This is a genomic window from Paludicola sp. MB14-C6 (genome assembly GCF_030908625.1).
Classification (GTDB): Bacteria; Bacillota; Clostridia; order Oscillospirales; family Ruminococcaceae; genus Paludihabitans.
Genome location: NZ_CP133133.1, coordinates 1,758,105 through 1,783,700, shown reverse-complemented (window position 1 = coordinate 1,783,700; position 25,596 = coordinate 1,758,105). Strand labels below are relative to the sequence as shown.

Annotated in this window: 26 protein-coding genes; 5 read left to right on the top strand and 21 right to left on the bottom strand. The window is 35.5% G+C overall.

Annotated elements, in window-relative coordinates:
- Positions 1 to 49: 49 nt before the first annotated feature.
- Positions 50 to 1,282 carry a homocysteine S-methyltransferase family protein gene (locus RBG61_RS08615; RefSeq protein ID WP_307942664.1) on the top strand — a complete coding sequence of 411 codons (1,233 nt, stop codon included), beginning with the start codon at positions 50 to 52 and terminating at the stop codon, positions 1,280 to 1,282.
- Between the two features lie 40 nt (positions 1,283 to 1,322).
- Here RBG61_RS08615 and RBG61_RS08610 read toward each other — a convergent pair whose 3' ends face one another.
- A complete protein-coding gene (locus RBG61_RS08610; RefSeq protein WP_307942661.1) occupies positions 1,323 to 2,216 on the bottom strand; it encodes an LCP family protein in 894 nt (297 codons plus the stop codon).
- 176 nt (positions 2,217 to 2,392) lie between these two features.
- Between RBG61_RS08610 and RBG61_RS08605 the strand changes: the two genes are divergently transcribed.
- Together RBG61_RS08605 and RBG61_RS08600 are read left to right on the top strand one after the other, a co-directional pair.
- Positions 2,393 to 3,046: an HAD hydrolase-like protein gene (locus RBG61_RS08605; protein ID WP_307942659.1), complete on the top strand. Its 654-nt coding sequence runs from the start codon at positions 2,393 to 2,395 to the stop codon at positions 3,044 to 3,046.
- 28 nt (positions 3,047 to 3,074) lie between these two features.
- Complete coding sequence (locus tag RBG61_RS08600) at positions 3,075 to 4,277, top strand: DegT/DnrJ/EryC1/StrS family aminotransferase (RefSeq protein WP_307942657.1); 1,203 nt, start codon at positions 3,075 to 3,077, stop codon at positions 4,275 to 4,277.
- 80 nt (positions 4,278 to 4,357) lie between these two features.
- Here RBG61_RS08600 and RBG61_RS08595 read toward each other — a convergent pair whose 3' ends face one another.
- Complete coding sequence (locus RBG61_RS08595) at positions 4,358 to 4,885, bottom strand: HD domain-containing protein (protein ID WP_307942654.1); 528 nt, start codon at positions 4,883 to 4,885, stop codon at positions 4,358 to 4,360.
- A 141-nt stretch (positions 4,886 to 5,026) separates the two neighbouring features.
- Here RBG61_RS08595 and RBG61_RS08590 point away from each other — a divergent pair, with 141 nt between their 5' ends.
- Together RBG61_RS08590 and RBG61_RS08585 are read left to right on the top strand one after the other, a co-directional pair.
- Positions 5,027 to 6,385 carry an MATE family efflux transporter gene (locus RBG61_RS08590; RefSeq protein WP_307942651.1) on the top strand — a complete coding sequence of 453 codons (1,359 nt, stop codon included), beginning with the start codon at positions 5,027 to 5,029 and terminating at the stop codon, positions 6,383 to 6,385.
- Positions 6,386 to 6,605: 220 nt separating this feature from the next.
- Entirely contained in the window at positions 6,606 to 7,697 is a 1,092-nt protein-coding gene (locus RBG61_RS08585; RefSeq protein ID WP_307942649.1) for an MFS transporter, read from the top strand.
- Between the two features lie 146 nt (positions 7,698 to 7,843).
- Here the strand turns inward: RBG61_RS08585 and RBG61_RS08580 are convergent, their stop codons facing one another.
- The 19 genes from RBG61_RS08580 to cobK are packed head-to-tail and all read right to left on the bottom strand — an operon-like array spanning position 7,844 to position 25,586.
- Positions 7,844 to 8,464 carry a precorrin-8X methylmutase gene (locus tag RBG61_RS08580; protein WP_307942647.1) on the bottom strand — a complete coding sequence of 207 codons (621 nt, stop codon included), beginning with the start codon at positions 8,462 to 8,464 and terminating at the stop codon, positions 7,844 to 7,846.
- Positions 8,461 to 8,994 carry a cob(I)yrinic acid a,c-diamide adenosyltransferase gene (locus RBG61_RS08575; protein WP_307942644.1) on the bottom strand — a complete coding sequence of 178 codons (534 nt, stop codon included), beginning with the start codon at positions 8,992 to 8,994 and terminating at the stop codon, positions 8,461 to 8,463. The genes RBG61_RS08580 and RBG61_RS08575 overlap by 4 nt, the downstream gene beginning before the upstream one ends.
- A gap of 2 nt (positions 8,995 to 8,996) precedes the next feature.
- On the bottom strand, positions 8,997 to 10,451 hold the full coding sequence (locus tag RBG61_RS08570; protein ID WP_307942643.1) for a cobyric acid synthase: 1,455 nt from the start codon (positions 10,449 to 10,451) through the stop codon (positions 8,997 to 8,999).
- Positions 10,436 to 11,410: an alkaline phosphatase family protein gene (locus RBG61_RS08565; RefSeq protein ID WP_307942640.1), complete on the bottom strand. Its 975-nt coding sequence runs from the start codon at positions 11,408 to 11,410 to the stop codon at positions 10,436 to 10,438. The genes RBG61_RS08570 and RBG61_RS08565 overlap by 16 nt, the downstream gene beginning before the upstream one ends.
- A 6-nt stretch (positions 11,411 to 11,416) precedes the next feature.
- On the bottom strand, positions 11,417 to 12,529 hold the full coding sequence (locus RBG61_RS08560) for a pyridoxal phosphate-dependent aminotransferase (RefSeq protein WP_307942639.1): 1,113 nt from the start codon (positions 12,527 to 12,529) through the stop codon (positions 11,417 to 11,419).
- A complete protein-coding gene (cbiB, locus tag RBG61_RS08555) occupies positions 12,526 to 13,482 on the bottom strand; it encodes an adenosylcobinamide-phosphate synthase CbiB (RefSeq protein WP_307942638.1) in 957 nt (318 codons plus the stop codon). Before cbiB ends, RBG61_RS08560 begins: the two co-directional genes overlap by 4 nt.
- A 2-nt stretch (positions 13,483 to 13,484) precedes the next feature.
- Positions 13,485 to 14,075, bottom strand: a complete 591-nt coding sequence (locus RBG61_RS08550; RefSeq protein ID WP_307942637.1) for a histidine phosphatase family protein — start codon at positions 14,073 to 14,075, stop codon at positions 13,485 to 13,487.
- Positions 14,065 to 14,454, bottom strand: coding sequence for a bifunctional adenosylcobinamide kinase/adenosylcobinamide-phosphate guanylyltransferase (locus RBG61_RS08545; RefSeq protein ID WP_307942634.1), 390 nt, complete (start codon positions 14,452 to 14,454; stop codon positions 14,065 to 14,067). The genes RBG61_RS08550 and RBG61_RS08545 overlap by 11 nt, the downstream gene beginning before the upstream one ends.
- Positions 14,451 to 15,221 (bottom strand): adenosylcobinamide-GDP ribazoletransferase, encoded by a 771-nt coding sequence (locus tag RBG61_RS08540; protein ID WP_307942632.1) that lies wholly within the window; start codon positions 15,219 to 15,221, stop codon positions 14,451 to 14,453. Before RBG61_RS08540 ends, RBG61_RS08545 begins: the two co-directional genes overlap by 4 nt.
- On the bottom strand, positions 15,215 to 15,742 hold the full coding sequence (locus RBG61_RS08535) for a bifunctional adenosylcobinamide kinase/adenosylcobinamide-phosphate guanylyltransferase (RefSeq protein ID WP_307942631.1): 528 nt from the start codon (positions 15,740 to 15,742) through the stop codon (positions 15,215 to 15,217). The genes RBG61_RS08540 and RBG61_RS08535 overlap by 7 nt, the downstream gene beginning before the upstream one ends.
- Positions 15,743 to 15,762: 20 nt before the next feature.
- Positions 15,763 to 16,827 carry a nicotinate-nucleotide--dimethylbenzimidazole phosphoribosyltransferase gene (gene cobT, locus RBG61_RS08530; protein ID WP_307942629.1) on the bottom strand — a complete coding sequence of 355 codons (1,065 nt, stop codon included), beginning with the start codon at positions 16,825 to 16,827 and terminating at the stop codon, positions 15,763 to 15,765.
- Entirely contained in the window at positions 16,827 to 18,209 is a 1,383-nt protein-coding gene (locus RBG61_RS08525) for a cobyrinate a,c-diamide synthase (protein WP_307942627.1), read from the bottom strand. Before RBG61_RS08525 ends, cobT begins: the two co-directional genes overlap by 1 nt.
- On the bottom strand, positions 18,202 to 19,392 hold the full coding sequence (gene cbiE, locus RBG61_RS08520) for a precorrin-6y C5,15-methyltransferase (decarboxylating) subunit CbiE (protein ID WP_307942625.1): 1,191 nt from the start codon (positions 19,390 to 19,392) through the stop codon (positions 18,202 to 18,204). Before cbiE ends, RBG61_RS08525 begins: the two co-directional genes overlap by 8 nt.
- A complete protein-coding gene (locus tag RBG61_RS08515; RefSeq protein WP_307942623.1) occupies positions 19,389 to 19,745 on the bottom strand; it encodes a sirohydrochlorin chelatase in 357 nt (118 codons plus the stop codon). The genes cbiE and RBG61_RS08515 overlap by 4 nt, the downstream gene beginning before the upstream one ends.
- Before the next feature lie 12 nt (positions 19,746 to 19,757).
- Positions 19,758 to 21,014 carry a glutamate-1-semialdehyde 2,1-aminomutase gene (gene hemL, locus RBG61_RS08510; RefSeq protein WP_307942620.1) on the bottom strand — a complete coding sequence of 419 codons (1,257 nt, stop codon included), beginning with the start codon at positions 21,012 to 21,014 and terminating at the stop codon, positions 19,758 to 19,760.
- Entirely contained in the window at positions 21,014 to 21,994 is a 981-nt protein-coding gene (gene hemB, locus RBG61_RS08505) for a porphobilinogen synthase (protein ID WP_307942617.1), read from the bottom strand. The genes hemL and hemB overlap by 1 nt, the downstream gene beginning before the upstream one ends.
- The gene (gene cobA, locus RBG61_RS08500) at positions 21,960 to 23,465 is read right to left on the bottom strand and encodes a uroporphyrinogen-III C-methyltransferase (protein WP_307942616.1); all 1,506 of its coding nucleotides are present in this window, start codon (positions 23,463 to 23,465) and stop codon (positions 21,960 to 21,962) included. The genes hemB and cobA overlap by 35 nt, the downstream gene beginning before the upstream one ends.
- A complete protein-coding gene (gene hemC, locus RBG61_RS08495) occupies positions 23,458 to 24,342 on the bottom strand; it encodes a hydroxymethylbilane synthase (RefSeq protein WP_307942615.1) in 885 nt (294 codons plus the stop codon). The genes cobA and hemC overlap by 8 nt, the downstream gene beginning before the upstream one ends.
- Positions 24,339 to 25,586 (bottom strand): precorrin-6A reductase, encoded by a 1,248-nt coding sequence (cobK, locus tag RBG61_RS08490; RefSeq protein WP_307942612.1) that lies wholly within the window; start codon positions 25,584 to 25,586, stop codon positions 24,339 to 24,341. Before cobK ends, hemC begins: the two co-directional genes overlap by 4 nt.
- Between the last annotated feature and the right edge of the window lie 10 nt (positions 25,587 to 25,596).

Here is a 25,596-nt window from a genome sequence, read left to right as displayed (position 1 = left end):
AAGCTTACTTTCAAAAACAATATTATTGATGAAAGAAAGGATTATATTTATGGACATACCGCAATCGGGATATTTACTTTTAGACGGAGCAACTGCTACAAACCTTTACGCTAAAGGAATGCCGAAAGGAATTTGTATCGAGGAGTATCTGTTAAATCATCCCGAACTAATCCAAGAGTTGCAAACGGAATTTGTAGCTGCAGGAAGCGATATTATCTATGCGCCTACCTTTTCTGCAAACCGTGCCAAGCTGCAAACATTTGGATTTGAAAATCATGTTACTGAATGGAACAAAAAATTAGTTGCACTAACAAAAGAAGTTGCAAATGGCAAAAAAGTTGCAGGCGATTTATCACCTACCGGACTTTTTATCGAGCCATATGGGGATACGACTTTTGCTGAATTGGTTGATATCTACAAAGAGCAAGCCTCTGCTTTAAACGAAGCAGGAGTTGACCTGTTTGTAATTGAAACGATGCTTTCATTAAGTGAATCTAGGGCAGCAGTAATCGCTTGCAGAGAATTTAACAAGCCAATATTTGTGACGGTTACCATTAACGAAAAAGGGCGCTTATTATCCGGTGCTACCCCACTTACTTGTCTCATCACGTTACAAGAACTTGGAATTTCCGCTTTTGGTATCAACTGCTCTTGTGGACCGGAATCTTTAGTTGAATGTATTGAGGAACTCTCTCAATTTTCTAAGATACCGTTAATTGCAAAGCCGAATGCAGGTCAACCAAATCCACTGCTTGAAAATGTGTATGACCTTTCACCTGTTATGATGAAAAATAATATAGCAAGACTGCTTGAAGCAGGTGCAAGTATTATTGGAGGTTGTTGTGGAACAACTCCGGAACATATTCACGAAATGCGCGAACTACTTGATACTTATCCACCTCATGAAAAAATTGTTCCACCAGAACTGCCGAATGATATGATTCTATGCAATGAAACACAACTTTTCGCTTTAGATAATGAACGTATCGAATTTACAGAACCTATTTTTTGCGAATACGATATGGCTGACCAATTTCTAACCGCAGAAGAAGATAGTTTTGATGTACTTTTGATTCATCTAAATACTGTAGATGATGCAAATCAATTTATTATAAACTCTCATTTGGCAAACCTTCCGGTATGTTTCCACTCTACCAATGAAAAAGCATTGGTTACGGCTTTATTTTCATATCAAGGTCGCTGTATTGTTGATAATCAATCACCAATTGAGATGACCTATTTAGAACAGTTATCTAAAAAATACGGAGCAATTTTATATTAGACAAAAAGTCGATAGGACAAAATCCTATCGACTTTTTTCATCAACTACTCGGCTGCTGTTCACGCTTTATTGCTTGTAATACTGTTTTAACTTCGTTTAAGCTTTGTTCCGTTGGAGTAAACTTTGTTTTCTCCTGAGTATAGTTGCCTCGAATTGGAAGCTTTTTTACAACTACACTATCCAACTGCATTTTACTGCAAATTCCCTTTTGGCGTAATGCAAAATCATATTGATTTAAGTTTGTTTCCGTATTATAAAAAAATGCAGAACTGAACTTTGCATATTTATCAGCTAATGACTGATTAAATCGTTGTTGAATTAACTTTGTTATCAATTCCTCTTGTAATGATGTATGATATACATCCTTCTCTTTTTTTTGAAACAACAACGTACTGACTCGTCTACCATCCAGCAGTTGTTTTCCTTTTACAAAGGTTTCTTCTCCTACTGCCAAATCTTCGGTAAGCTCATAATCAATTCCACCGAAGAAATCGACAAGATTAGATACACCTTCTTTATTCAAGCGCACATAGCGATCAATTGGAATCGATAGTAAGTTTTCTGTCGCAATTACACTACCTTGCAATCCCTGATAATCATAATGACCTTCTAATGTATCTTCACGAATTCCCACTGTAGATATCGATTGTATTGGAAAGGAACTTACATATATGATTCCATTGGGTGCATCATAGCAAAAAAGCATTTCAAAAGAAGGGGGATAATTCTCTTGCTCACATCCAACCACAAGGACATTTATACTTTCCTTCGGCGAAGGGACATATTGACTAATATACGGAATACCCTCCTGATTTTTATCAATCTTAGTGGCATCGGTTATATAAAAGAATATTACAAATACTGTTCCAAAGACAATAAAGCTTATTCCTGCCGAAACAAAAAACACCCAAATGCTTTTTTTTGATCTAGCCAATCGCAATCCTCCTCCAATGGTAATTACAGTAATACTCTAATATGCATTACAAGATTTGATGTTATTGTTACCATAATCACACAAAAATAAACAAAAATCTCGTACGATATTATATTAGCAATTTTTTTAAGATTGTGATATAATGACGATTAGAATAAAAACTAAGGAGCAAAACATTGTACAAAAAGAATGTTGTTTTATTCGATTTAGACGGAACTGTAATTAACTCAAAAGAGGGAATTTTTAATTCCTTATACTATACATTTGATAAGCTAGGCATGATAGAACAGGACGAGCATAAGCTCCAACAATTTATCGGTCCTTCCATAGGTTCCTCTTTTCAAAACTTATACCAAATGACCAACGAAGAAGCAATCCATGCGGTTTCAATTTATCGGGAATACTATCAATCCAAAGGCATTTATGAATGTGAGCCTTACGAAGGTATTGAAGAACTGTTCTTACACTTAAAGCAAGTAAATAAACGTATAGCAATTGCGACAAAAAAGCCTGAGCCGTTTGCCATTACCGTTATGGAGCATCTAGGATTAGCCAAATACATGGACGCAATTTGTGGAAGTGACTTAAACGAAGCTGACAACTCAAAAGCTCATATTATTCAAACTGCCGCAGACTTACTCAAAACAAATGAATATAATGAGGTTGTCATGATAGGCGACACAAAATATGATGTCATTGGTGCAAAGAAAGTCAATATTGACTGCATAGGTGTATTATACGGATTCGGCTCTGAGCAAGAGCTTATCAAACATGGCGCAATTGCCATCGCCAAAGATATGAATGAACTTAACAATATATTATGTCAATAATAAAACATCTTCGAAAGGAATGATTGAAATGTCAAACTATCAAATTCCATTCTCTCCACCCGATATTACAGATATTGAAATTAACGAGGTTATCGATACTTTAAAATCCGGTTGGATTACAACAGGCCCAAAAACAAAATTGTTTGAGCAAAAAATAGCTGACTATTGCGGTGCAACAAAAGCTGCTTGCCTAAACTCAGCTACTGCGGCACTTGAACTTACTTTGCATATACTCGGAATTGGTGAAGGCGACGAAGTTATTACTTCTGCATATACCTATACGGCATCTGCAAGTGTCATTTGTCACGTTGGAGCTACTCCGGTTTTAGTCGATGTTGCAAAAGACAGCTTCCAAATGGATTATACAAAACTAAAAGAAGCTATTACACCGAAAACAAAAGCAATTATCCCTGTTGATATTGCAGGTGTGGTTTGTGATTACGATACTATTTTTTCTATTGTAAAAGAAAAAGCAGACTTGTTTACAGGTAATAGCGATACTGCCAAGCAAATTGCACGTATTGCAGTTATTGCGGATGCAGCACATTCTTTTGGTGCTTCACAAAACGGCAAACATGCAGGATCAATCGCTGATTTTACTTGTTTCTCATTCCACGCTGTAAAAAATCTTACTACTGCTGAGGGTGGTGCTGCTGTTTTCTCTAATACAGACAGTAAAAATGTAGATGATATATACAAGCAATATATGTTATTATCTCTTCATGGTCAATCCAAAGATGCACTTGCAAAAACTCAGTTAGGTGCATGGGAATATGATATTGTTTCGCCTGCTTACAAATGTAATATGACCGATATTATGGCATCACTCGGTTTAGGACAACTACAACGTTATGACGGAATGTTGGCTCGTAGAAAAGAAATGATTACACGCTATAATAAAGCGTTTGAAGGAACCATTGTCAAGCCGCTTACACACTATGACGAAAACAATGCATCCTCTGGTCATTTATATGTCACTCGGTTAATGGGAAAAGATATTTCATTTCGCAACAATATCATAATAGAATTAGCGAAACGTGGCATTTCAGCAAATGTCCATTATAAACCTCTTCCTTTGCTTTCTGCTTATAAAAATATAGGATTCGATATTCAAAATTATCCGAATGCATTTGAGTTGTATCAAAATGAAATTACCCTACCGTTGCATACAAAATTAACGGATGACGAAATTGACTATGTTACAGCTACGTTGCTTGAACTTTTGAAGTAATACTGATTTCTTTAAAATCACATATGTTAATTTTGAACGAAATCAGTATAAAAAAGAAATCCTCCTTTTTAGGAGGATTTTTATTTCACTCTATTTTGAAAAGCAATTTTTGTTTGCGTTTCTTTGCAAAGAATCTCTCGCAGCTCTTTTAGATATGGAAACGCTTCTACTTCTTCGTTTGCGTAAGTCTGATTGAGTTCATATTCAATCGGTATCCATGTAGATAAATCTGCTTGATTATGCTGCATAACCGCTTCAAGTTTATCTAATGCTTTATATAGCTTTGCCTCATTCGTCTCTAAAGCTAACATTTCTTGAAACAGCGCTTTCAGTTCTTCTTTTTGCGGACTATCTAATGTATCAAGCAATTCATAAATTGCAAATTCTTCTTTTTCCTCGTGTGTATCTGTTTTTAGAAATGATGGTATATCGCCTGTTACTGCTTCACCAATGTCATGAGTTAAGCACATAAGCATTACTTTATCCATGTTTATATCAGAAAATTCATCTTTCATACAATAAGCAAACACCGCCAACCGCCAGCTATGTTCGGCAACACTCTCATGGCGATTATTGGATGTCCATGAATGACGCGTATTACATTTCATTTTTTCAAGAACTTACATAAATGAAAGTAGTTTTTCTATTTGCATAAAATTCCTCTTTTTCATTATATTTTTATTATCTTAACATAATAAAAGACATTTGTCTATTCCATTTCACAACATTAATTTTACAGGAGTGTTTTAATGAGCAAACGTATTAACCTTTTAGAAGGAAACATTTTCACCTCACTTACAAAACTGGCAATCCCTATTATGGCTACATCGCTCATTCAAATGGCATATAACTTAACCGACATGATTTGGATCGGTCAAATAGGCAGTAATGCGGTTGCTGCAGTTGGTTCTGCTTCTATGTTTGGCTGGCTTTCAACAGGTATGGCTGTTCTTGCACGTATGGGCGGACAAGTTATGGTTGCACAAAAATGGGGCGCACAAAAACGGGAAGAAGCTACAGAATATGCAAGCAATTCCCTACAGCTAGGAATATTCTTTTCGATTGTTTTTGGCTTGATTATGTTTCTCTTTGCAAAGCCGCTTATCGCATTTTTCAATTTAAATAGTGCAACCGTAATTGCTGATGCTGAAGTATATTTAAAGATTACGGGTGGTGCAATTATCTTTCAGTTTGTTAACCAAATTTTTTCTGGATTGATTACTGCAACCGGTAACAGTAGAACACCATTTCTAACAACAACCGTTGGCCTATTCATCAACATTATATTAGATCCTGTTTTCATATTTGGTGTGGGTCCAATTCCTCCGATGGGTGTTGCAGGTGCTGCTTGGGCTACTATTATAGCACAAGGTGTTGTTTCTTTACTATTTGTTTTTTACGCAATCAAAGATACCATGTTATTTCATCAAGTCAACGTTTTCCAAAAGCCAAACTGGATCTGTCAAAAAGAAATTATTAAAATTGGCTTTCCAACCGCAATTCAAAGTATGACATTCACCGCAATTTCTATGATTATTGCAAGGCTAATTGCTAATTTTGGTGATGCTGCTGTTGCTGTACAAAAAGTTGGAAGCCAAATCGAATCCATCTCTTGGATGACCGCAGACGGATTTTCCGTTGCAATCAACTCGTTTATTGCGCAAAACTATGGTGCAAAGAATATTGAACGTGCGAAAAAAGGATATAAATCTGCTTTATCTTTAATTTCAATATGGGGTACACTATCCACTCTTTTACTCATTTTTCTTGCAGAGCCAATATTCAAAATCTTCATTACAGAAACAGCTGTTATTCCAGTTGGTGTTGATTATCTTGTAATCCTCGGCGTTTCACAATTATTCATGTGTGTAGAAATTGTAACAGCTGGCGCATTCTCCGGTTTCGGCAAAACACTGCCACCATCTATTGTAAGCATTACTTTTACTGTAGCCCGTATTCCAATGGCTCTATTTCTTAGCAGTACTGCGCTTGGCTTAAGCGGTATATGGTGGAGTATTAGCATTTCAAGCATTCTAAAAGGTGTTATCTTATTTGTCCTATTTATGATTTATGAAAAAACAAAGTTGAAAGAAACGGTAAAGCAGTAAATAATTATTTCAATTTACTATTTACTATTTCTAATCTAGTTATTATAATATTATATATAATATTTCAAGGAGTTTATTATGATTTGTCCGATTTAATACAATGGAATTTCATACCTGCCATTTTAAAATGGCTTTGTTGTTATACATTTTTTAAATCGGAGGGTTCATTATTAACCGAAAAAATTTAATTTTATTATTTACCATTACCTTTTTACAAGGTATGGTTTTTTATGCACCCGTTGCAACACTTTATCGCAAATCACAAGGTATTACTGTATTTCAAATTGCTATAATCGAGTGTATTTATATGGTATTAATTCTATTCTTAGAATTTCCTTGGGGTGTCATTGCTGATAAAATCGGCTATAAAAATACAATACTGATTTCCAACTCAATATATTTTTTATCCAAAATTATATTTTGGCAAGCAAATAGTTTTTCGATGTTCATATTTGAACGTATACTACTCGCCTTTGCGTTATCTGGACAATCAGGTTGTGATAGTGCATTTCTATATGAATCAATTGATCAAAAAAAAGCAAATAAAGTATTTGGCATATGGCAATCCATGGGCACTTTAGGCATTCTTATTGCTTCTCTTTCTTTTACTTTTCTTTCAAATATTAATTATAAATCTCTTGGATTGTTAACAGTAATTGCGTATTCCATGGCTTTATTTTTATCACTTTTTTTGAAAGAGCCAACAAAAAAGAAGGATAATAAGAAAGAAAAACTTTCTATAAAAGAAGCTGTAAATTCTTTTTTCAACCTACCCCAACAGTTCTTTTTATTTTTAATTGGTAGTGCATTATTGGTGGAAAGCAATCAGACTATTACCGTATTTTTAAGCCAATTACAGTATACTGAGAGTGGCATTTCAGTTTCCAACATGGGCTATTTATATATTCTTTTAACAATATCTGAATTTGCATCTTTATTTTCACATCGCTTAGTAACCAAGCTTGGACAAAATAAAACTGGAAATATGTTGTTTTTATTTGGTACTATCGCTTGCTTTATACTTTCACTATTTCATAATGCAATTCTCTCGGTATTAGGTATTTTACTACTTCGCATTGCGACAAGCTTATTTTTCCCCATCAGTATGGAAATTCAAAACCAGCAAATTTCAAAAAATCGAGCTACGATATTGTCTATCTACTCAATAGCAATGAACATTGTCAGTTTAATTCCCAATTTGTTGTTTGGAATCTCTGCGGATTATAGTATTCGTATTTCCATGTTATTAGGTTGCATCTTTTGCTTTACTGGATTTATATGCTTTAATATATGGTTGCGAAAAAAGCAATAAACAAGAATCTTGAGTCAAAGTCAAGATAAAAAGTTAATCACACAAAAGCCTTGAGTCAATCAACTCAAGGCTTTTATTATCATATTACAGTACAAATTAGATACATCTAGGCATTAAATTAATATACTTCACCATAATAAGCATAATTACGCCATATAAATAAGTGCATTGCAGATTGCAGCGGCAATATTGCTGCCGCCTTTTCTGCCTCTTGCAACAATACAAGGAATGGTCGTATCGATAATTTGTTCTTTTGATTCCACAACATTAACAAATCCAACTGGTACTCCAATTATTCCAACTGGATTCAATTTGTTCTCTTGAACAAGCTCTTTCAGCCTTAAAAGTGCTGTCGGTGCGTTTCCAATTGCAAAGATTACAGGCTTTTTAATTTCACAAGCCTTTTCCATTGAAACAATTGCCCTTGTTACCCCACGCTCTTTTGCTTCCAAAGCAACATCCTCATCGGAAATAAAACAATGGACTTCTCCACCTAACTTTTTCAGAGTATTCTTGTTAATTCCTGATTTCGCCATTTGCGTATCCGTTACAATATCAGCGCCATTTCGAATAGCATTGATTAAAATATCGGTTACATTCTCTGAAAAATAAAGATTATCGGCATAATCAAAATCAGCTGAAGTATGAATTGCCCTCTTGATTATTTTTTCGTTTTTAGGATCAAGCTTTTTATCGCCCAAAATTTCAGTTATGATTTCAAAACTGCGTTTTTCAATATCAGCAGGTTGAATGTTATCTATCTTCAAATTTCTATTCCTCCTCTTGCTTTTATACCTTGATCATAAGGATGTTTTTCTTTTGTCACATTAGAAATATAATCGGCAAGGTCAACAAGTTCTTTCTTAGGATTTCTACCCGTCATAATTATTTCGATATGTGATGATTTGTTTTTGATAAATTCTATAAGCATATTATAATCAATCAGTTCCAAATTTACTGCATCTAAAACCTCATCAAGTATTAGCACATCGCATTGCTCATTTTGACAAAGCTCAATTGCACTTTTTAGGTGTTGATTATGATTTTCCTTTACAATTTGCTTTTGATCATCAGTCATTTTAAACGAAAAGCCTGCAACATCTTTTCCTGAGATTACGGTTGCGTTCGGAAACATTTTAAGCGCTTTCAATTCACTGCTGTTGCCGTCTTTTAAAAACTGTACCACTACAACTTGAAACCCAAATCCCAACGCCCTTAATGCAAGCCCTATAGCTGCAGTCGTTTTTCCTTTTCCATTTCCACAATAGATATGAATTAGTCCAAGTTCATTTTTCATAGCTATATTCCTTCATTCAAAACTTTATAGATATACTCCATATCAAGCGATGTTCTGATTGATTCAGCTAAGATATCATATTGCTCGCTTTTATAATCAGCGATGTTAAATGCTTTTATGGAAGAGCAATCAAGACCTTGGGCTTTTAACAAAGCTTCAACGATTACTTTAGATACTGTATCTCTATCAAAAATACCGTGAATATAAGTACCGTAAATATTATCTGAGTTTACAATGTCTTTATTATTTGAAGTAACACCCATATGTATTTCATAACCCTCATATTCAGTATTGGATAACTCACTAAAAATGCCGCCGACACTTGATAATCTCCCCTCAACCCTTGTTCTAGTTTTTTGCTTTTCAAATACAGTATCACATTCAAGCAAGCCAAGTCCAGACATTTCGCCGCCATGTTCAACAGAATAGGGATCTTTTAATGTCATTCCAAGCATTTGGTATCCACCGCACACACCTATTACCGGAAACCCTTTTGATGCATGCTTTAAAATTGCAGCCTCCAATCCGGATTGACGTAACCAAAGCAAATCAGACATTGTATTTTTGGTTCCAGGAATGATAATTAAATCAGGATTTCCAAGTTCCGAAATACCACCAACATATCTTAAGGATACCCCCTCAATATATTCAAATGGGTTAAAGTCAGTAAAATTAGATATACGAGGCAATCGAATGACCGCTATATCTACTAGTGCGGGAGCAAGGCTCTTATCAAATCTTTCGCTTAGGCTATCCTCGTCATCCACATTTATCTTTAAATATGGTAAAACACCTGCAACAGGCACTTTCACTATCTCTTCAAGGCTTCTAAGCCCTGGCTCCAATATGGATACATCGCCACGGAATTTATTAATAATTGTGCCCTTAACCATCGCTTTTTCATCATCATCTAAAAGCAGCATTGTTCCTGCTAGTGCCGCAAAAACGCCACCTCTGTCAATATCGCCTACAATCAGTACAGGTGCTTTTGCTAGCTTTGCCATACCCATATTTACGATATCTTGTGACTTTAAGTTAATTTCTGCAGGACTGCCTGCACCCTCTATAACAATAATATCATATTCCTCTGAAAGACTATTGTAAGCTTCCATTATTTTTGGAACAAGTTCAAGCTTATGTGCAAAATAATCTTTTGCCGACATATCGCCCATAACTTCGCCGTTCACAATTACTTGTGAGCCTTTATCACTTGTAGGCTTTAATAAAATCGGATTCATTCTTACATCAGGAGCAATACCAGCTGCCTCTGCTTGCATAACCTGTGCTCTTCCCATTTCAAAGCCATCATCTGTAATAAAAGAATTGAGCGCCATATTTTGAGACTTAAAAGGAGCAACCTTATAACCGTCTTGCATAAAAACTCGGCAAAGTCCAGCCGCAACTAAGCTTTTGCCTGCGTTTGATGTTGTTCCCTGTATCATTATCGCTTTAGCCATTGTTCACACTCCTTGTTTTTATTCAATATAAAACAGTCTGTAGGCTCATTTTTGTGTTCGCCCGTCTTAACATCTGTTACATGATCTGAAGTAACAATCAAAGCAGTATCCTGATCAATATTTTTTATCAGATACGATATGACTTCCTGATCAATTCTTTGAATAAACGCATGTTTTTCATCAGCGTTTTTCCTATGAGCCGCTTCATCTGCGCCGTTAATATGCAGCATTGTAAAATCATATATTTGTGAAAGCTTTAAAGTCATATCGGCTTTTTCTTTCAAGTCCGTATTGGTTTCTGCTGTTGCATTTTTCATATCGGGACATTCCATTCCCATTGCTTTAGCAATACCCTTTACAATTTCGGTTTTACATACAATTGCACCATTTTTATGATGAAGAGTATTGAATGAAGGTAGATCTGTTTGAACGGCTTGACCCCATGCCCAAAGATTGTTTTTCAATATAAGCTCTTGCAACAAATTTTGTAATTGCATATTACTGCATGTAGGCAATAGAGAATTTATATTTTTTCCAATATTATTATGAGGCTCATAAGTAGATATGGAATCAAAGCATTCCTTACTGTTTTTAATCATAAGTAGATTTTTATAACCTCCAAGAGGTATGATTTGCACTTGATTATTAACAAAAGTAGTATTGACCTCTTTACAAGAAGACACAAGCACATTATTTTGTATCTCAACGCCGTTACAACGAAATACTATATCATTCTGATCTATGTTAATATTGGACGCTAATGCTTCCAGATAGGCTCTTCCTTTCGGAATTTTATCATGTGGAACACCAAGTATGTTTAAGATACAAGTAAGGCTGTTTGCATTCATTCCCATAGGTGTATTATTCAAAAGCAGATGTTCATGAGTATATTGATTCAATGTGAGCGATTCATAATCGGATCGTTCTGCACCGTCTATAATTACAAATATAACTTTCATCTGTTGTTACTCCGTTACTACTTTTCTAATACATTCTATTAAATATTGATTATCCTTTTGAGATTTAACCGCAATACGATAAAAGCCACTTTTTAAGTTATGGTAATTATCACAATTTCGAATTAAAACCCCATACTGCTCAAGCTCTGTTTGAATGGTTACATTATCGGTATAAAATAGTATATAATTTGTACTTGAATCAAAGGTTCGAAAGCCAAGTGAATTGAGTTCAATAATCAGATACTCCCTGTTTTGTTTTATCATCTGTTTGGTTTTGTTTACATAATCGGAATTATTTAAAGCAGCTATTCCGCATTTGCTTGCAACTGTTGAAACACTCCATGATTGCGATGCATTATTAACAGAATAAATGATGTTTTGATTGGAGCAAAGCATATATCCAAGCCTTATTCCCGCCATAGCGTAGATTTTCGTAAAAGCCTTCATGATTACTAAATTATCATAGCTTTCTATCATAGAAGAAATACTATATTGTTCTTCATCCATTACAAAATCCATAAAACATTCGTCTACAATCAAAATAGCCCCACAGCATTTACATTGATCCAATATTTTTTTCATTAACGGTTTAGGAGTAACAATTCCGGTTGGATTATTCGGGTTACAAACAAACATAATGTCAATATCATCTGTAATGCAATCTAATATATCCTCATCTAATTGAAATTCGTTTTCTTGTTTTAAGTTATAATATTCGACTTTACAGCTAACGGTATTTAAAGCCTGTTCGTATTCCGAAAAAGTTGGAGCAAGCAGTAATGCTTTCTGAGGCTTCAATCCCCATGCTAATTTATATATAATATCCGCCGCACCATTACCACAACTTATATTTTGCGGTTTTGTATTCTCAACTTTTGCAATTGCATCTCTTAACTCTCTACAAAATGGATCCGGATAGCACTCATATGCATCAATATTTTCAATAATCGCATTCTTTACATTATCGGGCATTCCCAACGGATTGATGTTTGCAGAAAAGTCGACTATTTTATCCGCATATTTCATTATACGCTTGGTATAGACATCTCCACCATGGCGGCATGATACTGTATTCACATCGCTTTTCTTTTTCGTATATGTATTATTGTTATTTATCATAGTAATATCACCATAGTTAGCCTTATTGCGGATAAAATAAGAATAGAAACCGTTGCTGTTGCATACATCAGCTTGTTCATAGTAGGAATATCTTGGGGCGTTATCGTTTTATTATCATCGCCTATGGTTTTCTTCTTTACCAGTTTGCCAAAATAATAAGCATCTCCCGCAAGCATTAAGTTTAAAGCACCGGCTGCAACTGCCTCAGTTTTTGCGCTGTTAGGACTTGAATGATTATGTTTATCACGTTTATATATTTTCACTGCATTTTTAGAGTCAAGGCCTACGATAAAGCTTGCCGCTATCATAAACATTGCTGAAATTATAGCCGGTAAAAAGTTTAAGACATCATCAAGTTTTGCCGCAAATCTTCCAAAATACAGATATTTGTCATTTTTATAGCCTATCATAGAATCCAGTGTATTAACCGCTTTATAGAAAAAGCCTAATGGTGCACCACCAATTACTAAGAAAATCATAGGAGCAATTACTCCGTCAGATGTATTTTCGGCAATTGTTTCAACCACTGCTTTTGATATTTGCTGTTCATCTAAATTTTCGGTATCTCTTCCTACAATCCATGATAGATATTTTCTTGAATTTAAAATATCCTTTTTTATAAGATATTGATATACTCTCATACTTTCAACCTTTAAACACTTCGTTGCAAGTATTTGATAACAAAATACAGCCTCTATTGCTATTTTTAGATAGATGCTAAACAGTCCTGCAAAGTATAGGATAAAATATGGGACTACAAAAGAGATTGCCGTTACCAATACGGTTAATATCATACCGCCTATAAACTCTTTTTTAGGAAGAATTTTTCTGATTATTTTTTCGCCTTTTGCAATCAAAAAGCCAATCAATCTTACAGGATGTGGAAGCCATTGTGGATCACCAATAATCAAATCAAGTATAAACCCGATTATTACTGCAACTAATATTTCCATCTTCAACTTTCCCCCTGTAATCTTCTAATATCTATAGCCTTTTTTATGTTTGTATCAAATACAAAAGTAAAGCCTTGCGTATTTTTCGCTTGCCATTCGTAAAAGTCTTTATGTGGATTGCTGTATTGATGTAAAACAGCCATAATTGTGCCGCCATGACAAATAATAGCTATGGTATCCCCATCATCCTGATTTATTACTATTTTTTCAAAAGCCTTAATACATCGTTTTGAAAATTGGCTTTTACTTTCGCCGTTTGGAAAGCTCGCTTCCCCATTACTATCAATAAAGCGTTGGTATTCTTCTCTATCTTTTAACTGTTCATAATTCATTTTTTCAAAATCGCCAAAATCACATTCACGCAAATCATTTTCAATGATAGGTTTTTTATCATCATATATGATAGCTGCTGTTTCAATGCATCGTTTCAATGGGCTTGAATAGATATAGTCAGCATGAGGATAACGCTTACCGTTCATTTTCAACTCTTCTACACCTATTTCACACAAGCTTTCATCCGTTGATCCTATATATTCATGGTTCAAATTACCACGAGTTTTGGCATGGCGTATCATGATAACGTTAACTTTCATCTGATTTTATAACTGTAGCTATGCCGCAGTATATCCTTTCAACACTATTTGCATTTGTTGCAACCAAACAGCTGATTCTACCGACACATTCTCTGAAATCACGTTCATATCTTTGCATAGGTACAACGCCACACCCAACTTCATCACAAACAATAACCTCGATATTTGAATTTTTCATCAATGAATTTATATATTCTTTAGGCTCAATATCATGTTTCATAAGTGTATCTATCAAAGTATTTAGCTTGTATAAAACTCTTTGGTTTTCTATTTGAGGTATTTCATTATGTTTACAATAAAGAATATCACTGTCTTGATAGCCAAGCTCATATACTCTTTGAAGCTTTCCGCTTGCATTTCCACCTATAATAAACCTCATATCATCACCCCAAATGCACTTATACAAAGTATTATAAATTCAATTGTGCAAAGTAGATATCCTGCTAAATCGCCAGTAAGACCACCAAATTTTTTATAACACATCATTTTAAACAAAATAAACCGACCTAGGCTTAAAGCCAATGTAATCATTCCTATGATAGGATTTATAAAAAGCATACCCACGTAAGCTATTATGATATAAAGCAAACTTGTTATTTTAACAGTTTTTTTACTGGCATTGTCTGAAAAAATGTAAGCCAGTCCTGAATTTTTAGCCGTTTTAAAACTCACTATAGATAATGCACTATAGCCTCTTGATAGGATATATCCAAGACATAAGAAAGGCAGCAGTTTTGTATTTTGATAAAATTGTCCTGCTACTCCGAAGCTTAATAACAAATATCCTCCACATAAAATGACTCCAAACGCACCAACATGAGGATCTTTTAGTATTTCCAGCTTTCTTTCTCTTTCAAGCCTAGAATAGAGTGCATCTCCTGTATCAATCAACCCGTCAAGATGGATCGCTCCCGAAATAATAATAGGAATGAAAACTAAAATAGCAGAATAAAGTAACGGACTAATTTTAAAATAACTGCTTAGTGCAGTTGCTCCATATACCACTCCGCCAATAAGCAATCCTATTAAAGGAAAAAAGCACATTGCGTATTTCATTGTGTTTTTATTCCATTCCATTTGTGGCATTGGTACAATGGAATACATTGAAAATGCGGTTACCAATCCACTTATTATGTCTTTTACCATAGCTTTTCCCCTTTGTGATATATCGGTATTGAGCAAACAACTTCAACTACTGTATCAGCCTTTTTTACAAGCTCTTGATTGATTATTCCAAGCTTATTTATATAAGAAAGTGTTTCTTCGCTGTAATCGTTCAGATCACATCCAACATCATTTGAAACGATAATGAAATGGTCAGTTTGTGCTTTTATTTTTTCAATCCCGCTTATTATTTTATGAATTAAATCTTCCCTATTGGCATTTTCACGATACATTTCGTTTGCAAGCAGATTTGACATACATTCCAACAACACAACTCCATATTTCTTTTCAAGCTGAAAGTGTTCCAAATCCGCATAGCAATCAACGCTTATAAAGCCCTTGTTTTTGCGCATTTCACGATGCCTTTTAATTCTTTGTTCTGCTTCATTTCCAAAAGGCTGCATCGTTGCAACATAAAGCAATTCTTTCGAGAGGGAGGTAGCAATATTTTCTGCAAATGCGGATTTTCCACTTCCGCTTGAGCCTAAAACTAAAATCAGCATTGTACACCTCCACTTGTTATTTATGCCTTATTTAAGTCCTCATATTTTTCGATTTCTGCATCTTCAAAGGTATATGTATTGTTATAAACCGCAAGTCCCATATCGATAACTGGGAGTGCTGCAACTGCACCGGTTCCCTCGCCAAGGCACATTTCACATGTTAAAAGCGGTTTAAATCCTAACTCTTCTAACAATAATTTGCCTGCAGGCTCTTTTGAAACATGGGATACAATCATGTAATGCTTACATCTTTCAGATAGTTTCAATGCAATAATAGCTCCAACCGCTGAAATAACGCCGTCAATCATGATCGGTATATTACATACTGCACCACCTATATATAGCCCTACAATTCCCGCAATATCCAACCCGCCGACCTTTGCAAGAACGTCAATCGGATCATTTTTATTTGGCTGGTTCACTTCTATTGCTTTTTTGATTGCATTGATTTTACGCTTTAGCCCATCACTTGTAAGCCCTGCACCCACTCCAGTTACATATTCTACAGGTAATGATAAAAGCACTGACGTAATTGCTGCACTAGTTGTTGTATTGCCAATTCCCATTTCACCGGTTGCTATAATTTTATAACCCTTTTCCTTTAATTCGATTACGGTGTTAATACCGACTTCGATTGCTTTTACAGCTTGTTCTCTTGTCATTGCAGGCATTTGTGTCATATCGTTTGTGCCATACATAACCTTTTTATTGATAACTCCGCTAACATTAACATCACGATAAACGCCAATATCAATTGGAATGACATCTGCATTTGCACTTTTTGCCATAATGCATACACTTGTACAGCCTTTTGCAAAATTTTCAGTAACGACGGCAGTAATTTCGCTTGGGGATTGCGTTACACCTTGTGCGACAACTCCATTATCGGCACACATAACCGCAACACATCTTTTATCTATGTTTACATTTGGCGTTTTTTGAATTCCTGCTATTTTAACAATAGTAGATTCAAGCAATCCTAAGCTTTTTAAAGGCTTTGCAATATTATCCCAACGATTAATTGCCTTTGCTATAGCATCCTTTGATGGTTCTTCTATTTTGGTTAAAGCTTCGCTCAATGTCATCATAGGCTCTCCTTACTCTGTTTGTATGCATCACATTTTTGAATAAAGTTTACTGCGAAATTGGTATTTCCCCAAAAGTGAATATGAGGATAGCCCGCAAATAAGGTATCTGTTGCATGAATACAATCCCATTCTTTACTGCGTTTGCTTGCTTGAAAGTCATCACCGTTATTGTCACTGTTTGAATAGTGAAATTCATGTGCGTTAATGCTTTCACCCTTTTTGCAAAGTAAATTATCAACTTTGGCGGTAAGATTAATATAGCCAAATCTTGAAAGCTTTGAAGTCATATAGGAATTGCCCTTAATTGCCGATACCATTGGATATGAGATATTGTTTTTATCCGTTATGCTATCCATAAGATACATAAAACCGCCACATTCCGCAATGGTAGGCATTTTGTTTTCAATTGCATTTTTGATGCATTGTAACATGGCTTTATTTTTTGAAAGCTCTTGGGCATATTCTTCGGGATATCCTCCGCATAAAATCAACCCATCCATATTGTTGGGAAGTGTAGTGTCATTGAGCGGTGAAAAATATTCTATTTCTGCTCCAAGTTTTTTCAGCAAATCGATATTGTCCTCATAAGTAAAACAAAATGCGTTATCCCTTGCTACTGCTATTTTTACGTTCAATTTCTTTGTCATACTTGGCTCTATGGCTTTGTATTGCAACGCTTTAGCAGATGACGCTAGAGAAAGAATGGCATCAATATCAAGACATTCTTCTGCTGTTTTTGCAAGTAAATCCAGCTTTTTATTGATATCGGATATTTCGTTAGCGGTTACCAAGCCTAAATGTCTGCTTTCAATGGAAGCCTCTTTTACATTGGGAAAGTATCCATATACATGAACAGATAGTTCATCTTCTATCATTTTTTTATAAATTGAATACATACCCTGTGTGCAGTTATTCAAAATAACACCCTTTATGTTGTTTTCTTTGTAACAAAGAAAGCCTTTAATTAAAGCAACAACGGAAAGACTCATACCTTTTACGTTTACAATCAGTATTTGGGGTGTGTCGGTTAATTTTGATAGGTGATTGGATGATGCATAATCAGATTGGAACAAAAGCCCATCATACATTCCCATAACGCCCTCTATAACCGAAATATCACAACCAACAGAATTTTTTGCAAGAAGATATTTAACGTTATCTTCACCACACATAAAGATATCTAGATTTCTTGATTTTGTACCGATTATTTTGGAATGAAACATCGGGTCTATATAATCAGGACCGCATTTAAAACTTACAACTGATTTATGGCGATTTATCAAAGCTTTTAAAAGTCCACAAGTAATCGTAGTTTTACCTGCTCCGCTGCCTGTTGCGGTAAGCATAATTCTGTTACTAGTTAAAGTTAAATCATTCATCACTTTCACCGCTTATAATATATACAGGATTTTGCGCTTTCATCATATGGTAGCTACCAATTGTTTCTGATTTTGATACGTTTACACATATAATATCAGCTTCAATACTTCTTTTTTGAAAACAGTTGACTGCCTCATTCAACGTTTCTAACGTTATTGCATTCACTACGATTCTAACATTTTTGTTTTTGGATAATACGCTGTCAAAAATCTGATCCAGATTGCCTGAACTTCCGCCGATAAATACCTTATTTGGAGTAGGTAATTCATCTATCCCCTCAGGAGCTTTTGCGTTTTTTTCAATTAAATTAAAAGCGCCAAGTTTTGCTTTATTGACACCAATTAACTCAACAGCATCTTGCTCTTTTTCAATTGCATATACAAAGCCTTCACATGCTTTATAAGCCATAGCAATCGATACAGAGCCTGTTCCTGCGCCAATATCGTAAACAATATCGGATTTATTGATTGCAAGCTTTGAAAGGCTTAAGTTTCTGATTTCTTCTTTTGTCATAGGGACTTTCGCTCTAACAAAATCGCTATCACGCAAAACCTGATTAGCGTTATGATAATTTAGATTTTCAATCAACATAACGCAAAGATTATCAAACATGATATCTTTTAAATTACAAGCCTTGTCACTGATAATTCTTTCGTTACTATCGGAAAGATTTTCACCTAAAGTAACAAAAACATTACCCAAACCAGCATTGATTAACTCGTTAATGACATCATGAGCTTTATATTTTCCACCAGTTAATACAAATACCCTTTCATTATAACAAACAAACGGTATTACAGAGCGTTCTCTGCCATGAACACTAACGGTTTTAACGTTATCATAAGGAATTTGCATTTTCGCAGTTAAATATTGCAGACTACTTGTTCCACTTATAAATTCAAGCTCAAAATCAGAAAGAGCTTCTTTCAGCATACTTGAAATGCTATAAAAACCAATATCGCCCGAAGCCAATATTGCTATTTTTTTAAGTGAACCGTTCTCTTTTATTTTTTGAGGTATTTGGCTTAAAGGCAATGAGATACTGTTTTGATTTAAGCTTTTAAATTTCTCGTGAAGCCGATCTGTTGTTATAACCATGTCGGAGTTTTGAATGATGTTAAGTGAATTTTGACTGATAAGCTCTGCTTTTCCAAGTCCTGCACCTATCACATATATTTTCATTTTCCCAAAATCCTATCTGCCAAAACATCAGCAATACGAGGGTCAGCACCCAAAGTATCGCCCATTGTTATCGTTACATTAGCATTCTTTTCAACAAATTCATTGATTTCTTGTGGAATATCTTCACGTATATGAATACCACTAAACAAAAAATATGGCACAACTTTAATATCGTTTATGCCTTGTTCAACAAGTGCATTTAAACCACATTCAATATTTTTAGGTGAAAATTCCATATAAGCATATTCAACAGGCATATTTACTTTTTCTTTTATCATAGAAACCATTTTTAAAAATGTTTCCTCAGTTTGTTTTTCACGACTTCCGTGAGCAATAATTAAAATACCTTGCATAAGATACCTCCGTTATTTGAATTTCTTTATAATTTCTATTGTTTTATCAATGTCTTCATTGGTATGCACATTGGAAACAAACATTGCTTCAAACTGTGCAGGCGCAATATAGACTCCGTTATCAAGCATATGGTTAAAGTAGCTTGCATAACGCTTTGTATCGCTGGTTCTTGCCGTTTCATAGTTATAGACGTTTTGATCGGTAAAAAATGTGCATAATAAAGAGCCGATATTGTTAACGGTATATTTTGTGTGTTTCCTAATACCATCAGCTAAACGTGATGCCATCGTGTTAATGTTTGTATAAACCTGTGGATTGTTTTTCAGTTCGGTTAAGGTTGCAAGCCCTGCCGCCATAGCAACCGGATTACCCGATAAGGTTCCTGCTTGATAAACGCTTCCTGTTGGTGAAACATGAGACATGATTTCTCTTCTTCCGCCATATGCACCAACCGGCATTCCTCCGCCGATAATCTTTCCGTAAGTCACTAAGTCAGCGTTTACGTTAAAGTATTCCATTGCACCGCCAAGAGCCAAACGGAAACCTGTTATAACCTCGTCAAAAATAAGCAATGCATTCTGTTCATCACAAAGCTTTCTTAGCCCCTCTAGAAATCCTTTTTGTGGGGGAACAACACCCATATTTGCAGCTACCGGCTCTACAATTACTGCCGCAATTTCGCCCTTGTTGCTATCAAAAAGCTCTGCTACAGAATTTATATCATTATACTGCGCAAGTAATGTATCTTTTGCGGCACCCTTTGTTACACCGCTGCTGTCGGGATTTGAGTTGGTTAATGCTCCTGAACCCGCTTTTACAAGCATCGCGTCGGAATGGCCATGATAACAACCTGCAAACTTAATGATTTTTTCTCTTTGGGTGTAACCACGAGCAAGCCTGATTGCACTCATTACAGCCTCTGTACCGCTGTTTACCATTCGAATCATTTCAATTGGTTTTACAATACTTGTTATTAGTTCGCCCATAATTACTTCCAGCTCAGTTGCCGCACCAAAACTCAAACCATTTGCCATAGTTTTTGATACTGCATCCAAAACTTTCTCATTGGCATGTCCCAATATCATTGGACCCCATGAACCGATATAATCTAGATATTCTCTGCCGTCAGCATCATAAATTCTTGCACCTTTTGCGGATTTTATAAATCTAGGAGCACCGCCGACCGCATTAAATGCTCTTACAGGGCTGTTTACTCCACCGGGCATTACTTTTTTTGCTCTATCAAACAATAGTTCAGATTCAGTCATTATCCAATATCTCCTTTTCTCATAGCTTCCGCAAGTTCTTTTGCAAAGTATGTAATGAGAATATCGGCACCTGCACGATAAATAGAAATGGCACTTTCACACATAACACCATATTCATTGATAAGCCCCATTTTTGCTGCCGCTTTTATCATTGCATATTCACCGCTTACGCTGTATGCAGCAACGGGAAGATTCGTATTTTCAGATACTTTTTTTATGACATCAAGATATGACATAGCAGGCTTAACCATAATAATGTCGGCGCCCTCTTGCTCATCGGTTTTTGCTTCTTTTAGTCCTTCTTTTATATTGTGATAATCCATTTGATAGCTTTTTCTATCGCCAAAGCTTGGCGCTGAATCTGCTGCCGCTCTAAATGGTCCATAAAAGGAAGAAGCATATTTAACTGCATAAGACATAATTGGAGTTTCAGTATATCCATTCTGATCGAGTGCGTTTCGCATAGAAAGAATTCTTCCATCCATCATATCAGATGGTGCAACCATATCAGCACCCGCATTAGCATGAGAAACTGCAATTTCTGCAAGATATTCAAGCGTTTTATCGTTGTTTACATATTCATCCTGTAAAATTCCGCAATGTCCATGTGAAGTATATTCGCACATACAAATATCGGTAATCAAATAAACTTCATCTTTATAGCGATCTTTAATTGCTCTTAACCCTTGCTGTACAATTCCGCTATCGCTATATGCTTCACAGCCTACTTCATCTTTATGGTTAGGTAATCCAAAAAGCAAGAATTTGTTTACTCCTGCTTTTAAGCCTTCCTCAATCCCTTCAAAAATTCTGTCTGGGCTGTAATGATAATGATGATCCAGAGATGAAATTTCATCTTTTATGTTTTTGCCTTCTTTTAAGAACATAGGAAGTATTAAAGTATTTTTACTTACTCTTGTCTCCCTTGCCATATCTCTTATATCTTTATTTACTCTGAGTCTTCTGGCTCTTTGAAGCATGATAAATTCCCCCTATACATTCAACCATTGAATCAATTGTAGCTTCTTTTGAAATGGTTATGTTCATATTGTATTTTTTTGCTTCTGCTGCAGTTTGTTCGCCTATGCATACTGCATTAATAGTTGAAAAATCAAATGGATTGTTGACTGAATTTATAAAACCGTCTACACAGCTTGCGCTTGTAAAAGTAACCAAGTCAAAATCAAGAGGATTGATACTGTCATTTTTCTCATATACCGTTTCATAAACTGCGGTTTCTTCAAAACGTATGTTATATTCACTTAAGATGTTCGTAAGTTCTTTTGAAGCATCTTTTGCACGTAATAAAAGCAGTTTATCCGTTTGACCTATCACTTCTTTTTGCAGCATTTCTTTCGCAAGTATTTCCCCACTAAAAGTATTCGGTATAAAGTCTGCTTGAATTCCATAGTTTAATAATGCTTTCGCCGTTTCTTTTCCGACTACCGCAATTTTTAATCCGCTTAATTGTCTTGTATCTTTCCCCAAACTCAATAATTTTTGAAAGAATACATCAACGCCAACTGCGCTTGTAAAAATAAGCATTGTATAGTTTTCTAGTTGCGGCATTATAAAGTCAATCGGCTTTGTTTTAATTGCCGCTATACTGATAACATCTGCGCCTAGGCTTTTCAGCTTTTCAGCCAATTTGTTTGAATTTGCTTTTGGCCTTGTTACTAAAATACGCTTTCCACTCAACGGTTGATTGGAAAACCAATCAAATTTATCAGCTAGGCTGCACACCTTACCAACAACAATGAGTGCAGGCGATTTTACATTATTGTTTGCAATTACTTGTTTGATTGTTCCAATATCAGCTACGAACTTTCTTTGATTTGGTCGTGTTCCGTTTTCAACTATTGCGCAATCCATTGATGGAGACATTCCATTCTCCATAAGGCCTTTTGCAATTTCCCCAATATTCGCAACCGACATCATAAAAATCAGTGTTCCATTTAACTTTACAAGAGCGGAATAATCAAGATCTAATGCACCATCTTTTTTCTTATGTCCTGTAATGATATGAAGTGAGGAGCAATAATCCCTATGTGTTACAGGTATTCCTGCATATGCAGCTGCCGCAATGGCAGAAGTGATTCCTGGTATTACTTCAAAATTGATCTTGTTTTCACATAAAAGCTCAAGCTCTTCTCCGCCTCTTCCGAATAAGAAGCTATCCCCGCCTTTTAAGCGTACAACATCATAGCCCTCTTTGGCTTTATCAACCAGTATTTGATTGATTTCTTCTTGCGGAACAGGATGATCGCCTACATTTTTTCCTACGTTAATTTTAATTGCACTATCGGGAATTAGATTCATAATTGGCTCACTTACAAGCCTGTCGAACACTACAACCTGAGCATTTTCAATCAATCTTTTTGCTTTTACAGTCAGCATATCTTCATCGCCCGGACCAGCTCCGACTAAAAACACCTTACCATACTCAGCCATTTATATATCCCTCTCTCATTTCGATTGCAAGCTCTTTACCCAAAATTTCGGCTTTGCTCTTGTTTGCTGTTTTTGATTTGATTATGTATTGATTCTCATCGTCTTCAACATAAAGCCCAGTGAGAATAATATTATCGTTTTCTATTACGCCATATGCTGCAACGGGAGAACTACAACCGCCATCTAATGTTTTGATAAAACTTCTTTCTGCAATAGAAATTGCAAGTGTATCTTTATCGCAAAACTCATCTAAAAATGAAACATCAAAATCTTTTCTGGATTGCACTGCTAAAATTCCTTGACAAGCGGCAGGTAAAATTTCTGATGTTTCAAATATGCGGCTCACTCTATCTTCCAAGCCAAGCCTTTTTATTCCTGCATAAGCCAATATCAACGCAGAATATTCACCGCTATCAAGCTTGTCAAGACGAGTTAGTACATTTCCTCGTACACTTTTTACGGTGCATTGAGGATAAAGCTTTTGCAGTTGTATTCTTCTTCTTGCGCTGGAGCAGCCTATTGGTTTTGAAAAATCAATTTCTGTTTGTCCTTTTGGAAGTATCAATACATCTCGAGCATCTTCTCTTTTTGAAACCGCAACAATCGGAAGTCTTTCATCCACATCCATAGGCATATCTTTAAAGCTGTGTACTGTAATATCTGCATCGCCATTTAATAAAGCACGATCAAGCTCTTTTACAAACAAACCTTTTCCGCCTATTTTATCAAGAGTTTTATTTAGAATGATATCTCCTGTTGTTTTCATTGTAACAAGTTCAACCTCAATATCGGGGTTCTTCTTTTTTATAGCATCAATCACGATCTGGGATTGAATAACCGCAAGCTTGCTTTCTCTGCTTCCGACTTTTATTTTCATGATCTCTCTTCACTGCCTTTCCTAGTCAATTTTCTTATTCGATCCGCCATTTGTGAAGCCGCCTTATGCGACTTTCCCTCAGCGGTTACCCCTATTACCGTATCGTTCGTTTCAATCACTGCAGGAAAATAGAAATTACATTCTTCTTTGCAGTCTGCAACGCTTACATATATATTCTTACTATTTGCCAAAGCACCAATATCATGGTTTACTTCTCTGTTATCTGTAGCGGCGACTACAATAAACATATCGTCTATATCATTAGGATTAAATCCACGCTTTTCATACTCAATTTGATTCAACGCAGAAAGCTTTGTAATCTCATCTAAAGCCTCTGGCGCAACCACTTTTATTTTACAGTTGAATTTTAATAACGTATCAATGCGTCGTAATGCTATTTTCCCTGCGCCTACAACTAGGACTCTTTTGTTTGAAATATCAATAAAGAAAGGGAAGAATGTTTTCAACTCTTTTCTTTCAAAATGTTGATAGCCAAACTGATGAAACACATATTCTTTTACTTCTTCTAAAGAAAGCCCCTGTTCTTGCGTTGGACGTCCGATTAACACAACCTTGGCATTTGCATCTTTTGCAGCCTTTATTTTATCATCAAAGCCACCAGTATTTCCTGAGCTTTTTGTTAATAGATAGCAACAGTTATATTGTTTGAGCATTGCAACATTCATTTCATAGGGAAATGGTCCTTGCATACATATTAAATTGCTTCCCTTAAAACCCATATCAAAACAAGAAGTAACTGCATCGGGTAAGGGTAATATTCTAGCAAAAATTCTTTTTTCAAACTCTGGAATAGTTGTAAGGTGGTTAAGCTCTTTACTGCCTATTGTAGATAAAACATTTCCTTCATGCAGCGATAAATATGCTACAGCATCATCTATATTCTCGCAATAGATTACATCTGAATAATTGCTTTCTTTTCTCAGTAGTCGGATGTAAGGAATACGAAGTGCTTCACAAGCAGCTTTTATATTTTGAGTTACTAATTCTGCGTAAGGATGGGTTGCATCGATAACCAATGCATAGCTATTGTTTTGCATCAGCGTTTTCATTTCATCAATATTCAGCCTTTTTGCAAATACGTGTTCACTTTTTTCATCAATTACTTCTTTCCCATATTCAGTTGCAACACACACATCTATCAAAACGCCTTTGTCCGTAAGCTCGTTAAATAGCAGGCGTCCTTCTGTTGTTCCTGCAAAAAGCAATATTGGTTTCTTATCCATCAAAACGCCT

What these genes read in the sequence shown, in the direction of transcription:
- RBG61_RS08615 (WP_307942664.1), top strand. Translation starts at nt 50, where the DNA reads ATGGACATACCGCAATCGGGATATTTACTTTTAGACGGAGCAACTGCT.
- RBG61_RS08600 (WP_307942657.1), top strand. Translation starts at nt 3,075, where the DNA reads ATGTCAAACTATCAAATTCCATTCTCTCCACCCGATATTACAGATATT.
- RBG61_RS08595 (WP_307942654.1), bottom strand. Translation starts at nt 4,885, where the DNA reads ATGAAATGTAATACGCGTCATTCATGGACATCCAATAATCGCCATGAG.
- RBG61_RS08590 (WP_307942651.1), top strand. Translation starts at nt 5,027, where the DNA reads ATGAGCAAACGTATTAACCTTTTAGAAGGAAACATTTTCACCTCACTT.
- RBG61_RS08585 (WP_307942649.1), top strand. Translation starts at nt 6,606, where the DNA reads ATGGTTTTTTATGCACCCGTTGCAACACTTTATCGCAAATCACAAGGT.
- RBG61_RS08575 (WP_307942644.1), bottom strand. Translation starts at nt 8,994, where the DNA reads ATGAAAAATGAACTTGGACTAATTCATATCTATTGTGGAAATGGAAAA.
- RBG61_RS08570 (WP_307942643.1), bottom strand. Translation starts at nt 10,451, where the DNA reads ATGGCTAAAGCGATAATGATACAGGGAACAACATCAAACGCAGGCAAA.
- RBG61_RS08565 (WP_307942640.1), bottom strand. Translation starts at nt 11,410, where the DNA reads ATGAAAGTTATATTTGTAATTATAGACGGTGCAGAACGATCCGATTAT.
- RBG61_RS08560 (WP_307942639.1), bottom strand. Translation starts at nt 12,529, where the DNA reads ATGATAAATAACAATAATACATATACGAAAAAGAAAAGCGATGTGAAT.
- cbiB (WP_307942638.1), bottom strand. Translation starts at nt 13,482, where the DNA reads ATGGAAATATTAGTTGCAGTAATAATCGGGTTTATACTTGATTTGATT.
- RBG61_RS08550 (WP_307942637.1), bottom strand. Translation starts at nt 14,075, where the DNA reads ATGAAAGTTAACGTTATCATGATACGCCATGCCAAAACTCGTGGTAAT.
- RBG61_RS08545 (WP_307942634.1), bottom strand. Translation starts at nt 14,454, where the DNA reads ATGAGGTTTATTATAGGTGGAAATGCAAGCGGAAAGCTTCAAAGAGTA.
- RBG61_RS08540 (WP_307942632.1), bottom strand. Translation starts at nt 15,221, where the DNA reads ATGGTAAAAGACATAATAAGTGGATTGGTAACCGCATTTTCAATGTAT.
- RBG61_RS08535 (WP_307942631.1), bottom strand. Translation starts at nt 15,742, where the DNA reads ATGCTGATTTTAGTTTTAGGCTCAAGCGGAAGTGGAAAATCCGCATTT.
- cobT (WP_307942629.1), bottom strand. Translation starts at nt 16,827, where the DNA reads ATGACATTGAGCGAAGCTTTAACCAAAATAGAAGAACCATCAAAGGAT.
- RBG61_RS08525 (WP_307942627.1), bottom strand. Translation starts at nt 18,209, where the DNA reads ATGAATGATTTAACTTTAACTAGTAACAGAATTATGCTTACCGCAACA.
- cbiE (WP_307942625.1), bottom strand. Translation starts at nt 19,392, where the DNA reads ATGAAAATATATGTGATAGGTGCAGGACTTGGAAAAGCAGAGCTTATC.
- RBG61_RS08515 (WP_307942623.1), bottom strand. Translation starts at nt 19,745, where the DNA reads ATGCAAGGTATTTTAATTATTGCTCACGGAAGTCGTGAAAAACAAACT.
- hemL (WP_307942620.1), bottom strand. Translation starts at nt 21,014, where the DNA reads ATGACTGAATCTGAACTATTGTTTGATAGAGCAAAAAAAGTAATGCCC.
- hemB (WP_307942617.1), bottom strand. Translation starts at nt 21,994, where the DNA reads ATGCTTCAAAGAGCCAGAAGACTCAGAGTAAATAAAGATATAAGAGAT.
- cobA (WP_307942616.1), bottom strand. Translation starts at nt 23,465, where the DNA reads ATGGCTGAGTATGGTAAGGTGTTTTTAGTCGGAGCTGGTCCGGGCGAT.
- hemC (WP_307942615.1), bottom strand. Translation starts at nt 24,342, where the DNA reads ATGAAAATAAAAGTCGGAAGCAGAGAAAGCAAGCTTGCGGTTATTCAA.
- cobK (WP_307942612.1), bottom strand. Translation starts at nt 25,586, where the DNA reads ATGGATAAGAAACCAATATTGCTTTTTGCAGGAACAACAGAAGGACGC.